The sequence below is a fragment of the Halorientalis brevis genome, assembly GCF_023077655.1.
Genome location: NZ_JALLGV010000004.1, coordinates 415097 through 428437, shown reverse-complemented (window position 1 = coordinate 428437; position 13341 = coordinate 415097). Strand labels below are relative to the sequence as shown.

15 protein-coding genes and 1 tRNA gene are annotated in these 13341 nt (G+C 66.0%); 10 read left to right on the top strand and 6 right to left on the bottom strand.

The annotated features are described in order from the left end of the window. Positions 1-254: 254 nt before the first annotated feature. Together MU553_RS10400 and MU553_RS10395 are read left to right on the top strand one after the other, a co-directional pair. Positions 255-515 (top strand): HalOD1 output domain-containing protein, encoded by a 261-nt coding sequence (locus MU553_RS10400; protein ID WP_247377123.1) that lies wholly within the window; start codon positions 255-257, stop codon positions 513-515. 10 nt (positions 516-525) lie between these two features. Further along, complete coding sequence (locus tag MU553_RS10395) at positions 526-669, top strand: hypothetical protein (protein ID WP_247377125.1); 144 nt, start codon at positions 526-528, stop codon at positions 667-669. A gap of 45 nt (positions 670-714) precedes the next feature. Here MU553_RS10395 and MU553_RS10390 read toward each other — a convergent pair whose 3' ends face one another. Continuing rightward, the gene (locus MU553_RS10390) at positions 715-1518 is read right to left on the bottom strand and encodes a TrmB family transcriptional regulator (RefSeq protein WP_247377127.1); all 804 of its coding nucleotides are present in this window, start codon (positions 1516-1518) and stop codon (positions 715-717) included. A 303-nt stretch (positions 1519-1821) separates the two neighbouring features. Next, entirely contained in the window at positions 1822-3450 is a 1629-nt protein-coding gene (locus tag MU553_RS10385) for a DUF255 domain-containing protein (protein WP_247377129.1), read from the bottom strand. Between the two features lie 748 nt (positions 3451-4198). Between MU553_RS10385 and MU553_RS10380 the strand changes: the two genes are divergently transcribed. From MU553_RS10380 to MU553_RS10370, 3 genes are all read left to right on the top strand, one after another. Beyond that, on the top strand, positions 4199-4723 hold the full coding sequence (locus MU553_RS10380; RefSeq protein WP_247377131.1) for an FxsA family protein: 525 nt from the start codon (positions 4199-4201) through the stop codon (positions 4721-4723). Between the two features lie 115 nt (positions 4724-4838). Next, positions 4839-4912, top strand: a tRNA-Ile gene (locus tag MU553_RS10375). A 381-nt stretch (positions 4913-5293) separates the two neighbouring features. Continuing rightward, complete coding sequence (locus MU553_RS10370) at positions 5294-6064, top strand: enoyl-CoA hydratase/isomerase family protein (RefSeq protein WP_247377133.1); 771 nt, start codon at positions 5294-5296, stop codon at positions 6062-6064. A gap of 28 nt (positions 6065-6092) precedes the next feature. Here MU553_RS10370 and MU553_RS10365 read toward each other — a convergent pair whose 3' ends face one another. Next, entirely contained in the window at positions 6093-6503 is a 411-nt protein-coding gene (locus tag MU553_RS10365) for a GIY-YIG nuclease family protein (RefSeq protein WP_247377135.1), read from the bottom strand. A 142-nt stretch (positions 6504-6645) separates the two neighbouring features. Between MU553_RS10365 and psmA the strand changes: the two genes are divergently transcribed. After that, positions 6646-7386, top strand: coding sequence for an archaeal proteasome endopeptidase complex subunit alpha (psmA, locus tag MU553_RS10360; RefSeq protein WP_247377137.1), 741 nt, complete (start codon positions 6646-6648; stop codon positions 7384-7386). 17 nt (positions 7387-7403) lie between these two features. After that, a complete protein-coding gene (gene psmB / locus MU553_RS10355) occupies positions 7404-8105 on the top strand; it encodes an archaeal proteasome endopeptidase complex subunit beta (RefSeq protein ID WP_247377567.1) in 702 nt (233 codons plus the stop codon). 182 nt (positions 8106-8287) lie between these two features. On the opposite strand, the gene trmB is transcribed toward psmB, so the two are convergent. Both trmB and gfcR read right to left on the bottom strand, forming a co-directional pair. Then, positions 8288-9337 (bottom strand): HTH-type sugar sensing transcriptional regulator TrmB, encoded by a 1050-nt coding sequence (gene trmB / locus MU553_RS10350; RefSeq protein ID WP_247377139.1) that lies wholly within the window; start codon positions 9335-9337, stop codon positions 8288-8290. A gap of 39 nt (positions 9338-9376) precedes the next feature. After that, the gene (gene gfcR / locus MU553_RS10345; RefSeq protein ID WP_247377141.1) at positions 9377-10015 is read right to left on the bottom strand and encodes a transcriptional regulator GfcR; all 639 of its coding nucleotides are present in this window, start codon (positions 10013-10015) and stop codon (positions 9377-9379) included. 303 nt (positions 10016-10318) lie between these two features. Between gfcR and MU553_RS10340 the strand changes: the two genes are divergently transcribed. After that, positions 10319-11575: an HAD family hydrolase gene (locus MU553_RS10340; RefSeq protein ID WP_247377143.1), complete on the top strand. Its 1257-nt coding sequence runs from the start codon at positions 10319-10321 to the stop codon at positions 11573-11575. A gap of 51 nt (positions 11576-11626) precedes the next feature. On the opposite strand, the gene MU553_RS10335 is transcribed toward MU553_RS10340, so the two are convergent. Further along, positions 11627-11920, bottom strand: a complete 294-nt coding sequence (locus MU553_RS10335; protein WP_247377145.1) for a ubiquitin family protein — start codon at positions 11918-11920, stop codon at positions 11627-11629. Between the two features lie 105 nt (positions 11921-12025). On the opposite strand from MU553_RS10335, the gene MU553_RS10330 reads away from it, so the two are divergent. Both MU553_RS10330 and MU553_RS10325 read left to right on the top strand, forming a co-directional pair. Then, entirely contained in the window at positions 12026-12943 is a 918-nt protein-coding gene (locus tag MU553_RS10330) for a dihydrodipicolinate synthase family protein (RefSeq protein ID WP_247377147.1), read from the top strand. A 76-nt stretch (positions 12944-13019) separates the two neighbouring features. Further along, positions 13020-13289 (top strand): hypothetical protein, encoded by a 270-nt coding sequence (locus MU553_RS10325; protein WP_247377149.1) that lies wholly within the window; start codon positions 13020-13022, stop codon positions 13287-13289. Positions 13290-13341: the final 52 nt, after the last annotated feature.

The window sequence follows — 13341 nt, the reverse complement described above, 5'->3', positions numbered from 1 at the left end:
CATCGTTGTGGCGGCGGGCTTCGACTGGGGACCGTCCGCGCGCGAGCGACGAAGACGGAGTGCCGATGTGATCACCGCGACCACTGTCTGCCTGTTACCCCAGCCACACGGGCGGGCTCAGACTGCCAGTTCGGCGCCTGGGACGCTGCTGACGCCGTCGAGACCGGGCGGTGAATACAGTTACACCGCTAGCTGGCGGCTGTTTATACATATAGCGGGCAACCCCAGGCCGTTCTCTCCCCTGGGTTAGCGTAATGAACACGATAAAAGAACGGCAGCGTCCCGTCCAGCCAACCGATGCAGTCGTGCGCGCGGTCGCGTCGGTGCGCGACGTCGATCCAGTCGACCTCAACAGGCCGCTGTTCATGGCGGTCGATCCCGACGCACTGGATCGCCTGTTCGAATCACGGGCCGACGGTCTGTCCGTGACGTTCCGCTACCACGGGCACGACGTGGAAGTCCGCTCGGACCTGACCGTCGTCGTCGACGGTACTGCTGTCGAACCTGAGAGGTAGACCCCAGCAAATGAATACGGCCGACACGACCCCCGCGATCCGCGAACTGTACGAAGAATTCCCGATCGGTGCACAGACCGTCTCGATGATCTCCGACCCGGAGAACCCGAACGCGTGGATACAGTCGAACCAGGCGCTCCCGATCGAACAGTAGCGTTCTTTTCCCCTGCGAAACGGCTCGACCGACAGCGAGCAGCGCCTAGAGGTTCAGCGGCTCGGCGTCTTCCCACTTGGGGTCGAACTCAGACCTGACGTTCGCGGCGAACTCCCGGTCCTTGAGGTCGATCATGGCGAACGTCTCCTCGGCGTTGAGCGGGTGCGGCACCTCGATGCACACTTCGGCGTTGTCGATGAGTTCGAAGGTCCCCGTGACGTTCCCGGAGGTCCGCAGCGAGAACTGGTCGTGGCGGGCGAGATGTGTCCGGTAGTGCTCGCCGACGCTCTCGGGCAGTTCGCCGACCAGTTCCGGCCGCATCAGCAGCGACACGTCCACGCCGCGGTCGAGTGCGTCGCCCAGTTCCTCGACGATCAGGTCGCCGACCATGTCGATGTCGAACTGCTGGGAGAGCGTCGACGCGACCATGATGATCCGTTCGTCCGCGGCCGCCAGCCGCTCGACGAGCAGGTCGACCGTCTCCTCGGGGCCGACGGCAGCGGTCCAGAACGTCTCCTCGACCGGCTCGGCCGTCTCGAGTTCGCCCACGAGCTCGTCGACGATGTTCTCGTACTGACTCGCCTTCTCGTCGAGTTCCCGCTTTTTGTCTTCGAGCAGCCGGTCGAGCGCCGTCTGTGGCTCGACGGCGACGTACTTCTTCGGCCGGCTCGCGCTCTGACTCCGGACGAGGTTGTACGTCTCGATGCTGTTGAGGACGTCGTAGATCCGACCCATCGGCACGTCGCTCACACGTGACAACTCTTTGGCAGTCGTCGGCCCAGTCTTCAGCAGCGCGCGGTAGGCGCGCGCCTCGTATTCGGACAACCCCAAATCTCTCAGACTTGCCATTATTACGTTAGGTTGGTTCGGGGGCTTATAAACGCATCGCAGGTTTACCACTGTGTATTATGGTACTCGGGTCCGTCACGGCGGGAATTACCCGGGTATGCCGGGTTCTGTGCGCAGGTCCGATTCGGAAACCTGTCCGTCGGTTCGAGGCGGCGCCGACGGGTGTCGGTCTCCCCGACGACGCGGGGAGTGTCTGCCGAATGACCTGTCGATACTGTACGTTCACACAGTGATGTGTATATGCCCTGCGATTTCGCTGGTTTCAGCGAGGGACCGATGCGTGCGTTGGCGCGTCCACCGGACTCAGGCGTCGGTAGCGAGGTCCGCCAGCGAATCCGGGGTGTCGGCGGTGCCCACCTGTTCGCCGCCCTCGAAGAGGTGGACTTCGCCGTCCGGGACGTCGGCGCCCGGCACGACGACGGCCTCGTGATCGGCGATGCGGAGCGCTGCGCGGTGGAGGTCGCTGCCCGCTCGCGTTCCGACCCGGAAGGTTCGCGGGGACTGGAGTCGCGACGTGACCGCCGCGTAGCCGGCCACTTCGACGCCCATGCGGTCGGCCGCGCCGGCGAACGCAGCGACCGCGTCCCGGGCTGCATCGCGGTACCGCTCCTCGCCAGTCAGGGCTGCCAGGTCTAGCAGCGCGTCCGCGAGCTCGACGTTCGTATCCAACGGATAGAGGGCGCGATCACAGAGGCCTGCGCCCGCGGCCGGCCCGTCGCGGAACGCGCCGTCGGCGTCCTGTAATTCGTCGAGCGTGTAGTCCGCGATCGCGCGTGCGTCCTCGGCGTGGTCACCGGTGACCTGCCAGGCCGTGGTCAGTCCCTCCAGCACGCGGGCCTGGTCGAGCAGGAGTCCCGCCTCGCCGACCTCGCCGGTCTCGGGGTCCGCGAAGTGCAGCACTTCGCCGTCGTCGACGAGTTCGGTCAGCACGTGGTCGAGCGCTCGCTCGGCGTAGCGCCGCGCTCGCTCGTCGTCCGTGTACGCGTGGAGGGCGAGCAGTGCCCCCGCGGCCAGCCCGTTCCGGTCGGCCAGGACGGTTTCGTCGACGTGGGGCGCGTCGGCGTCCTCGCGGTCGGTCGGTTCGAGCTGGTAGTACTCCTCGGACCCGGCCTGGCTGGCGGCGAAGGCGTCGCCGGTCCACAGCGTCGTCGTGAGGTAGTCGACGGTCTGCTCGGCGGGCTCGCGATACCCCTCGTCGCCGGTGTAGCGGTACGCGCGAGCGAACGCGCGGATCAGCCCCGCGTTCTCGTCGAGCAGCTTCTCCCGACTGGCGCCACCCCAGTTCCGTTCCAGGGCGTAGCGGTAGAAGCCGCCGTCGTAGGTGTCGAGCAGGTGGGTCCGGATGGCTTCCAGCGTCCGGGTGGCCTGGTCGCGCGCCCGAACGAGGGCGAATTCGACGGTCCGGGGGAGCGGGAACTTCGTGTCCGTTCCCCAGCCGCCGAACTCGTCGTCGAACGCCGCGAGCAACTGTTCGACCATGTGCTCCTCGATGCGCGGCGTGACCTCGCCGGCCGGTGGCGTGCCGTCACGGAGCGCGCGCGGGACGCGGCCGCTCTCGGTGCCCTTCGCGTCCCAGGTCTGGCGCACCGACGTGAGGATGTCCCGGAACCCGTCGATACCCAGATAGCCCGCGCCAGTGATGATCTCGCCCTCGGGCGTGACGAACACGGTCGAGGGGAACCCGCCCATGTTGTAGCGTTCGCGGACGCGCGGGTGGCGGTCCACGTCGACGCGGACGGGGACGAACCCGTCGTTGACGTTGGCCGCGATGCGCGGTTCCGAGTACGTCGTCGCGTCCATCTCGTGACAGTGGGTACACCACGGGGCCGACAGCGAGAGCAAGACGGGTTTGCCACTGCGGTCGGCCACCGCGAAGGCCTCTTCGCCCCATTCGCGCCACTCCACTTTGGTGTCCGCCGCGTGTTCGTCCATACCGGGCGGTGGCCGTCGCCGGACAAGTATTCTGCCATCCCATCTTTTTCTTCTGCACCAGATACCGCCGGTTTCTGGTTGGCTCACGAGCGGTTCGCTCTCGCGAGCGCCGGGTCGCTGGCGGCGACCGCCCCGCGAACGGATAACCCAAAAAGAACGACGAGCCGACTTTCACCCTCACTGAGTTCGGGCGAATGCGCTGGTCAGTACCGCTCCCCCACTCGCCGAAGTGGCGTCATCCTTCGATAATCTCGTGAATACACCAGCTACATGCCCTCACGTCCTCGTCGCTGGTTGTCCCTGCTCGTGGGCCAGCCGTGATTGCCGCACGCGGGAGCGATTGCAGTTGATCGACTGCGTTTCCACACCGCGGACACCGAACCATGACACCAGTTACCACGCGGAGCGTACTAAGACTTTCTGACCGATAACTACGGTCAAAATCCGGAGCGGTCGACGTGCCGATCTATTCCCCGCAGGCGCTGTCGCTCGCAACTGTGCGGGTCAGCTGTTTGCTCTCTGCAATGGCGATCACGCACGTTCGGCCAGCGTGCATCGCTGTTGAGCACACTCGCATCCGCCGACCGGAGGGAGGCGGTTCACCGACAGCTTCGCCGTCGGCCTTTTTAGTCCGGGTTTTCGCTTCAGGGGGTACCCACAGCGAGCCCCCGGCTCGCGAGGATACCCCCTGACGAAAAAGTGGTGGCGAAGCGGTTCTATTTTGGGTGCGCGGCCACTAAAGGCGGGTATGCTGCGCATCATTGCGCTGTTGTTGCTCATTCCCCTGTTCGACGTCATGCTGCTCGTGGCGGTGGCAGCGTGGTTCGGGACTCTCGAGACGGTCCTCATCGTCGTCCTGACCGCACTGATCGGGATGCTGCTGGTCCGCGCCGAAGGCCGCCACACCATCCGGAAGATACAGCGCAAACTCGGTCAGGGTGAGCCCCCGACGAACGAACTCGTCGACGGTGGCCTCCTGCTGGTCTCCGGTGCCATGCTGCTGACGCCCGGCCTGGTCACCGACCTCATCGGCCTCCTCCTGGTGGTTCCGGTGACGCGCTATCCGATCCGGGTCGCGACGAAAAAGTGGGTCGTCTCCCCGTACGTCGACGCCAAGACGGGCGGATTCGCCTCCGGCAACGTCTACGTCGGCGGGTTCCCGGGTGGCGACTCGGCCGGCGGTACGGCCGACGACAGCTACGAGATGGACGACGACGTCTACGACATCGATCCCGACGGCGGCTCGAGTCGAGACGACGAGACCGACCGGTAACGGGCGAGTTCTGTCGACGCCAGCACGTCTTTTGGGGGATGTGAGTCACCCACAGCCCTCTGGTGAAAAGAAACGCTTAACATAACCAGGGGGATACACCCTAATGCGCTCACCTGGGCCAATAGCTCAGTCAGGTTGAGCGCTCGGCTGATAACCGGGAGGCCTCCGGTTCAAATCCGGATTGGCCCACCTGACTTTCGGGCGGTCTTTGACCGCTCGAAGACTGGGGCCTTATCTCCCCAGCCACCTAATTTCCGGCGATACTACTCATCCTGGAGCCACCGCTCAAAACGGAGTTGAGTTTGTTTCAAACCACACCCCGCTACCATCTGGTGATTCTACCGGCTGGTCCCCACGTACCTACCGGTCATGTCCACGTTCGTCGTTGGATTCGGTGTCTGGCTGGCTTGGTGACTGACGCATCCAACGGAGGAGAGAGCCGATGGTTCGGTGTCTCGGCTGTAAGAAGGGGTCCGAGACCTTCGAGGCGACCGTCCCGAACTGTCTCTGCATCGAGGCCTTCCATCCGAGGCAACAACTCTCTCCGGCTCCAGTACATCGGTGAGTGCAATGACAACCATCGACGTGACGCGAGAGGCAGACTACGCAACGATCACCATCTCGAACCCGGAGCGCAAGAACGCGATCAGCGCCGAGGCCTGCCAGGAGATGGCCGCGGAGCTCCGCTCGCTGGCGACCGACGACGGCGTCCGGTGTGTCGTCGTCACGGGCGCGGGTGAGGACTTCTGCTCCGGCCTCGATCTCACGGAGGGCATCGCCGGTGCGAGCGTGAGCCAGGAACTCGAAACCGGACTGAACGCCATCGCGACGGCCCTCCTTCGGATGGCGAAACCGACCGTCGCCCGCGTGAGGGGCGCGTGCGTGGGTGCGGGGGCGTCGATCGCGACGGCGTGTGACTTCGTCTACGCCGAAGCCGGTGCCCAGTTCGGCTGGGGCTTTACCGACATCGGCCTCGCGCCGGACACCGGTGCCACGTACGTCCTCCCGCGGTTGGTGGGCGTTCGGCGGGCACTCGATCTGCTGATGACGGGACGGCGGGTCGACGCCGCGGAGGCGGTCGAGCTGGGGATCGCCACCGAGGCGATCTCGAGCGAGGAGTTCGAGGACGCGGTCGCCGAGCGCGTGGCGACGCTCGCCTCGCGACCGACGCTGGCGCTGGGCGAGACCAAGCGGCTGGTGCAACGCAACAGTCACCGCCCGCTGGAGGAGGCACTGCGGGCGGAAGCCCGCGCGCAGGAGCGAATCATCACGACCGAGGACTTCAGCGAGGGCGTCCAGGCGTTCCTTCAGGATCGCGAGCCGGAGTTCGAGGGGCGGTAAGCCGGGCGGGCCCCGCTCAAACGAAGCGTCACTCGTGGGCACTACGTACTGCAGTCAACAACCTGTCTTTGGCAGTCGCGTGGTGGAGGTGGGTGTCACAGTCGCAATCGGACGCACCGAACCCCGTGACGACGGTCTCGCCCACGTCGGCGACAGCTCGGGCGACCGCGCACTCGACGTCGACCTCGGGCGAGCGGACGACTGTCTCGATCCGTGCGGGGGTATCACCGAGGAGGTAGTCGACGTGCCAGTGGCGGGCGTCGCGGTCGCCGGCGGCGATTTCCACGTGGCGATCGACGCGTGCGAACCCGCCGGGACCGAACGCGCTGCCCGTGTACGCGTAGTAGCCGGCTGGGAACGTTTGCTCGCCGAGTGCACCGACGGTGACAGTCGCCGCTTCCGGAAGATTCACGAGTATTGTGTACGTGCCCTTGACCACAACCGGGACTCCACCTCCTGCCACAATCGACCTTACGGTCTCGTCGACACGCGATCACGGTGTCACTTGCTACCATAAATGGGTTTAAATACGGGTGGCACTAACCGGAGGTGAAGGCCACTCCCGGCTTTCGATGCAAATCATGCAGGGAAACTCACAACAGCAGGCGTACGACCGGGGGATCACTATCTTCTCCCCGGACGGACGTCTCTATCAGGTCGAGTACGCCCGCGAGGCCGTCAAGCGCGGGACAGCCAGCGTCGGCGTCCGCACGACTGACGGCGTCGTTCTCGCGGCCGACACGCGCGTTCGCTCTCCACTTCTGGAGCGGTCGAGCGTCGAGAAACTCCACAAGATCGACGACCACGTCGGCATCGCCAGCGCCGGCCACGTCGCCGACGCCCGCCAGCTCATCGACTTCGCCCGGCGGGACGCGCAGGTCAACCAACTGCGCTACGAGGAGCCGATCGACGTCGAGTCGCTGACCAAGGACATCACCGACCAGATCCAGCAGTACACCCAGACGGGCGGCGCACGCCCGTTCGGTGTCGCGCTGATCGTCGGCGGCATCCAGAACGGCGAGCCGCGCCTGTTCGAGACCGACCCGTCGGGGACGCCCTACGAGTGGCAGGCACTCGCCGTGGGTGGCAATCGTGAAGATCTCCTCAGCTACTTCGAAGAGGAGTACCGCGAGGACCTGGATCTCGACGGCGGGATCGATCTCGCGCTGTCCGCCCTCGCCGAGGTCGGCGACAGCGAAGTCACTCCCGAGGGCGTCGCCCTGGGGACCATCGACGTCGAGACCGAGCAGTATCGCCAGCACACCGACGAGGAGATCGCAACGTACCTCGAAGACGTAGACACCGAAGGTGAGGAAGAATGACTGACTGGAACCACGGCATGGACCCGACGCAACAGCCCAGATTGGACGACGGCCTGCAGAGCCCCTACGAACCGGAACTCGGCACGCTGCCGTCCACGAGTGGCAAGGACAACGAGAAGGTGAACAAGACCGGGACGACGACCGTCGGCATCGCGAACGACGACGGCGTCATCGTCGCGACCGATCGCCGCGCCTCGCTCGGCGGCCGCTTCGTCTCGAACAAGAACGTCCAGAAGGTCGAGCAGATCCACCCGACGGCAGCTCTCACGCTCGTGGGCTCGGTCGGTGGTGCCCAGTCCTTTATCCGCTCGCTTCGCGCCGAGGTCAACCTCTACGAGGTCCGCCGCGGCGAGGACATCTCGATTCCCGCACTGGCCACGCTCGCCGGCAACTTCGCCCGCGGCGGCCCCTTCTTCGCCATCAACCCGATCCTGGGCGGCGTCGACGACGAGGGCAGCCACGTGTTCAGCATCGACCCGGCTGGCGGCGTCATGAAAGACGACTACACCGTCACCGGCTCCGGGCTCACCGTCGCGTACGGGACCCTGGAGAGTCGCTACGAGGACGACCTCTCGATGGACGAGGCGCGCGTCGTCGCCGCCGACGCGGTCAACGCCGCAGCCGAGCGCGACACCGGCTCCGGGAACGGACTGGTCGTCGCCGAGGTCACCGAGGAAGGCGTCGAGATCGACACCTACGAGTACGACGACATCCTGTAGCCGGGGACCCGAGTCGCGATTCGTTTTCCGTTTTCTTTCCGTCTGCTGACCAGCGACTGGTGCGCGCTCGACGCGTGAGCGTCGCTCGACGGACTGGATACCGCACTCCGCGAAAACGGCGGCGGTCAGAATCGCGACCGACTCGTGGACCTCCGACGCGCTCCCTGGTGTCTCGCGCGTCGTTACACGCCCGGGGGCTGGTCTTTCCCGACGCGGATCTCGTGGGCTTCGATGTCTTCTAAGGCGGCGACCTGGCCGCCGACTTCGACGGGGCCGTCGTCGGTCTCGACGATGAGGGTCGCGGTCTCGCGGCCGGCGCCGAAGGTCGCGTCGTCGATCGGTCCTTCGACGACCTCGCGGTCTCCCGAGCGCACGTCCCGGCCCTCGATGGAGGCGTAGAAGTCGCCCTCGGCGTGGCGCAGGTCGGATATGCACCGGCGGATGGTCGCGTAGCGGCGCGGGAACGGCCGGTCGTCCGGTCCCTCGGCGATGGTTTCGGCGGTCGTCCAGAGGACTGTGTTGAGGAACCCGGAGACGAGAAACCCCAGTTCCGAGCGGTTGAAGATGACGCCGTAGCGGTCGCGATCGCCGCGGAGGGCCTCCTGGGTGGCGTAGACGGAGTAGTCGCCGTCGGCGACGGCGACGATGGGGGTCGTGATTCCGCGGCGGGCGCGCACGGTCGTGGCGACCTCGAGGTAGTCGAACGACTCGGGGTCGGGCACCTCGGCGGCCGGCGACAGCAGGAGTTCGATGGCGACGCCGTCCTCGTGCTGGGCGATCAGCTCGTCCTCGAACCGTTCGAGGAGTTCGGGCGACAGCGAGAGGATGAGTTCGTACTCCGCGCCGGTGATGACCTCTTCGAGGTACCGGAGGATGGTCGAGCGGGACTTGATGAGCGAGACGGCCTCCGTGTCGCGGGCGGGGGCGGTGTAGCGCTGTTCGAGCCCGTCGACGAGGTCGTCCAGCGAGGACTGGATGTCGTCGAACGCTTCCTCGGGGTCGATCGCGAGGACGCGCATCGGCCGGGTCTCCTGGAGTTCGACGAGGCCGGCGTCGGCGAGGCCGCGGACGGTGTCGTAGACGCGCGGCTGGGGAATGTCGGTGTGGTCGGCGATCTCGGAGGCGGTCAGTTGTCCGTGTTCGAGAATCGAGAGATACGCCTGCGCCTCGTACTCGCCGAAGTCGAACCGCTCGGCGACGCGCTCGAGTGCGGCGTACAGGTCGTCGGCCATGTCGGAGGTGAGTCCGACGAGTCAAATCAACCCTTCCTTTCAGTCGTCGTTGCCGACGCGGATGACCTGAACGAGCGAGTAGACGGGGACGCCCTCGATCTCCTCGGTCCCCTTCTTGTCGACCAGCACGACGCAGGCCACCGGCTCGCCGCCCTGCTCGCGGATCGCCTGGACGGTCTCGGTCATCGTCGTCCCGCTGGTGATGGTGTCGTCGACGACGTAGCACTCCCGATCGCGAATCTTCGCGAAGTTGCGCGAGAACGTCCCGCCCAGTTCGTCCATGTCGTCGTCGTCCCACTGGTGTTTCCGCGGCGCGTAGGTTCCCAGGTCCGTATCCAGTTCGCGAGCGACGGCCGTCGCCAGCGGTGCACCCGCCTTCTCGATGCCGATGGTCAGGTCCACTTCTTCGCCCTGTTTCGAGAGCAGGTCGGCCAGGGCAGCACTGATGTGCCACATGCGGTTCGAGTCGCGACCGATCGTGTTCCAGTCGACGTGGATGTCGTCCGGGCCGCCGGTGGACTGCTGTGTCTGGGTCGTGGTCGTGCTCTTGCCGCTGCGCTCGACCAGCCAGCTCGCCGTCTCACGGGAGACGTTCAGCTCGTCAGCGATCTCCCCCTTCGAGAGCCCCCGATCCGCCAGCTCCGCCGCGCTAGTCATCAGGTCGTCGATATTCTTCATAGGTAGCCCGTTCGACGGCGTTCGTTATTGTCCTTTCCCCGGCCGCTCTGGACGACGGCCCGGGACTGGCGTCTGCCAGCTGTCCGCACCGTGCTCACCACACACCGAATAATTTATTTGGTAATGAGTAAATATTCGGATCGCAGGGTCGATACCGGCTGACTTGGACAGAAAGCACGGACAGATTCTCCCTGCATTCCCGGACCGCTCTCTCCGTCACTGCGAGTGGATTCGCCGGTCCGTCGTACTCGTCCCACCCCGCGGCCCCCGCAGTCTTTTGGTCTGACGCGTCCACACGGAGATATGGAACGCTACGACCAGCTCTACCGCCTCTACGACGAGTTCGACACCGGTCGACTCCGGGCCTATCAGGACTTCGTCGATCTCTTTCCGCCGGTCGACTCGCGGGTCGCCCTGGAACACTGGCAGAACGCCAGCGACGAACTCGCCGAAGGGAAAGACGAGATCCGCGACGCCTTCCCCAGCACCGGCGAGACCTTCGCCGCCATCGCGTCGAAGGCCACCCGGGAACAGGCGTTCACGGCGCTCGATCTGCTCTCGAAACACGGCCAGCCCGTCAACGCGCTGGTACTGGACGTCGACGAGACGCTCCGGTCGGCCGGCCAGACCGACAACGAGATCCCCCGCGACACGCTGCACCTCCTGACGGAGTTCTACGAGGACGGCATCCCCATCGTCGTCTGTACCGGCCAGACCCTGGAAAACGTCAAGGGGTTCCTCATCCAGGGCCTGGGTAACGAACTCGTCCACTCGGGGGACGTGAGCATCGTCTACGAGGCCGGCACCGGCGTGTTCACGCCCGGCCACGGTGGCGACACCAAACAACTGCTGTACGAGGACCTGGGCGCGGAAATCAGGAACGTCTTCGACGCCGTCCGCTCACGGGTCCTCTCGGACGCCCCGGACGACCTTCGACGGGGCTGTCACCTCCAGGGCAACGAGTTCAACGTCACGATGAAACCCAACTTCGAGACGGGAAGCAGCGACGCCCGGGCCGTCATCGACGAGGCGCTGATCTACGAACTCGACTTGCTCGGCGACACCGTCTGCGAGGAACTCGGGTCTGACGCCGACGCCGAGCTGGCCGGCCAGTGGGCGCGGGCCTTCTACGCGGCCCAGGACCCCGAGATTCGGACCGTCCTCGAAGAGCACGGCGAGTACCCGGACGCGACGGCCGACGACGTGCCCGCCGACGTCCGGGACGTGTTCGAGCGGATCGACGTCGCCTACTACGAGGCCGACGCCGCCGAGATCGGCAGCCTCGAACTCAACAAGGTCGTCGGCGTCGAGGCGGCCTTCGACGTACTGGACATCGACGAGCCGTTCAGCGTGGTGATGGGCGACAGCAAGAGCGACCTCCGGGTGATGCGGTGGGTCCAGGAGCACGACTACGGACTGGCGGCCGCGCCCGAACACGCCTCACGCGACGTGCTCGATCACGTGATGAACACGGACGAACTCGTCTTCGATCCCGGGAAGGCGACCGACGTGCTCCAGACCGTCTACGCGCTCAACAGGCTCGCGCGGTTGGAAGGCTGAGAAGACGCCGAGAAACGGCGAACAGGTGGAGAGCAGGAGAGTCAGCGGCGTTCAGGCGTGCGTGACCTTGTCGTGTTCGGAGGTCAGGTGGAACTCGAGCGTGTCACCGGGGGTGAGCGGCGAGGCCGCAGTGACCGGTTCGTGGTCGGCGTCGGGATTCCTGACTGCGATGACGTCCGAGCGGAGGCGCTCGCCGTCGAGCATCCCCGTCTGGACCTGCGTTCCGTACTCGGCCGAGAGCCGTTCGATGACGTCCTGTACCGTGTCTCCGTCACGGACGGCGACGTGCGCTTCGTGGGTCCCCACCCGTGCGGCCAGCGACCGGCTGATTTCTATCTGGCACATAGGTATCCATACCAATGCACTCTGGGTTCAAAAAGTTAACTCACTCTCGAAAAACCATTGGCTGATGGGAGAAACTATTACCGCCAGCCCGTGGCAAGCCAGGATATGGTGAACGCTGCTCCCGCGCCAGGGCGAGACGATCCGCTCTCCCTGCACGGCGTCGTCCCGCCGACCGTGACCGCCTTCGACGACGAGGAATCGGTCGACTACGAGGCGACGGCCGCGCACGCCGAGTTCGTCGTCGAGCACGGCTGCCACGGCGTGTTTCCGCTCGGGACCAACGGTGAGGTTCCGCTGCTAACGCCCGAGGAGCGCCACGGCGTCGTCGAGGCCGTCGTCGATGCCGTCGACGAGGTCCCCGTCGTCGCGGGGGTGGGCGCGCCGAGCACCTACGAGACGGTGCAACACGCCGAACACGCGGCAGCCGCCGGCGCCGACGGCGTCATCGTCGTCACGCCGTACTACTACCCGCTGGACCACGACGGGGCCGTCGAGCACTACCGCCGGGTCGCCGACGCTGTCGACGTCCCGGTGTACGTCTATCACATCCCGAGCAAGACGGGCAACTCTCTCTCGCTGGACACGCTGGCCGACCTCGCTGCCATCGACGGGCTGGCCGGCGTGAAAGACTCCAGCAAGAACGTCCCGTGGCTCGGGCAGGCCATCGACGCCCTCCCCGAGTTGACCTTCCTCTCGGGGTCGGACTCGCTCCTCTTCGCGGGCCTCGAAATCGGCTGTCCCGGGATGGTCAGCGCCGTCGCGAACGTGTTCCCGGAGCTCGTCGTCGACCTCTACGACGCCTACGACGCTGGCGACGAAGCGCGCGCTCGCGAGCTTCAGAGCACCGTCTACGACGTTCGCGACGCGCTCAAGCGCGGCCCCTACATGGCCGGCGTCAAGACCGCGCTCTCCCTCCGCGACGTGGCCTTCGACGTCGGGTCGCTCCGGAGTCCGCTGCGGACGATGGACGCGGACGACCGCGCGGCGCTGGAGACCGATCTCCGGGACCTGGACCTGTTGTAGTCCGGGTCACAGCGGGGCGCTGTTAGCGGCCGAAGCCGTCCCAACGTTGATAGCGGTGCCACGGTGAGAGTGAGGTATGCTGGGGTCGTTCACGGAGTACGTGGGGTTTCCGTCGGTCGTCGCGCTGGTGCTGGGCGGGATCGCGATCCTCGTGTGGGCGGCGACGCTCGGCGGTCGGCTGGGCCAGCTGGTCGCCGGCTTCGTCGGCGTCCTCGTCGTGCTCGGTGGGCTCGTGTTGATGTTTTTCGTCTGGCTCAAGCGGATGAACGCCGACATCGGCGGGAACCGTCACGACATCGAACGCGACTTGGACGACATTCTCGACGAGCGGGAGTCCGAGAAGTGAGCGACCGACGGCGCTGACGTCGGGCCCGCGCCGCGCTCAACCTTTACTGTCT

Excerpts from the sequence above, each read along its gene's own strand:
- MU553_RS10400 (WP_247377123.1), top strand. The coding sequence starts at position 255 with ATGAACACGATAAAAGAACGGCAGCGTCCCGTCCAGCCAACCGATGCA.
- MU553_RS10395 (WP_247377125.1), top strand. The coding sequence starts at position 526 with ATGAATACGGCCGACACGACCCCCGCGATCCGCGAACTGTACGAAGAA.
- MU553_RS10390 (WP_247377127.1), bottom strand. The coding sequence starts at position 1,518 with ATGGCAAGTCTGAGAGATTTGGGGTTGTCCGAATACGAGGCGCGCGCC.
- MU553_RS10385 (WP_247377129.1), bottom strand. The coding sequence starts at position 3,450 with ATGGACGAACACGCGGCGGACACCAAAGTGGAGTGGCGCGAATGGGGC.
- MU553_RS10380 (WP_247377131.1), top strand. The coding sequence starts at position 4,199 with ATGCTGCGCATCATTGCGCTGTTGTTGCTCATTCCCCTGTTCGACGTC.
- MU553_RS10370 (WP_247377133.1), top strand. The coding sequence starts at position 5,294 with ATGACAACCATCGACGTGACGCGAGAGGCAGACTACGCAACGATCACC.
- psmA (WP_247377137.1), top strand. The coding sequence starts at position 6,646 with ATGCAGGGAAACTCACAACAGCAGGCGTACGACCGGGGGATCACTATC.
- psmB (WP_247377567.1), top strand. The coding sequence starts at position 7,404 with ATGGACCCGACGCAACAGCCCAGATTGGACGACGGCCTGCAGAGCCCC.
- trmB (WP_247377139.1), bottom strand. The coding sequence starts at position 9,337 with ATGGCCGACGACCTGTACGCCGCACTCGAGCGCGTCGCCGAGCGGTTC.
- gfcR (WP_247377141.1), bottom strand. The coding sequence starts at position 10,015 with ATGAAGAATATCGACGACCTGATGACTAGCGCGGCGGAGCTGGCGGAT.
- MU553_RS10340 (WP_247377143.1), top strand. The coding sequence starts at position 10,319 with ATGGAACGCTACGACCAGCTCTACCGCCTCTACGACGAGTTCGACACC.
- MU553_RS10335 (WP_247377145.1), bottom strand. The coding sequence starts at position 11,920 with ATGTGCCAGATAGAAATCAGCCGGTCGCTGGCCGCACGGGTGGGGACC.
- MU553_RS10330 (WP_247377147.1), top strand. The coding sequence starts at position 12,026 with ATGGTGAACGCTGCTCCCGCGCCAGGGCGAGACGATCCGCTCTCCCTG.
- MU553_RS10325 (WP_247377149.1), top strand. The coding sequence starts at position 13,020 with ATGCTGGGGTCGTTCACGGAGTACGTGGGGTTTCCGTCGGTCGTCGCG.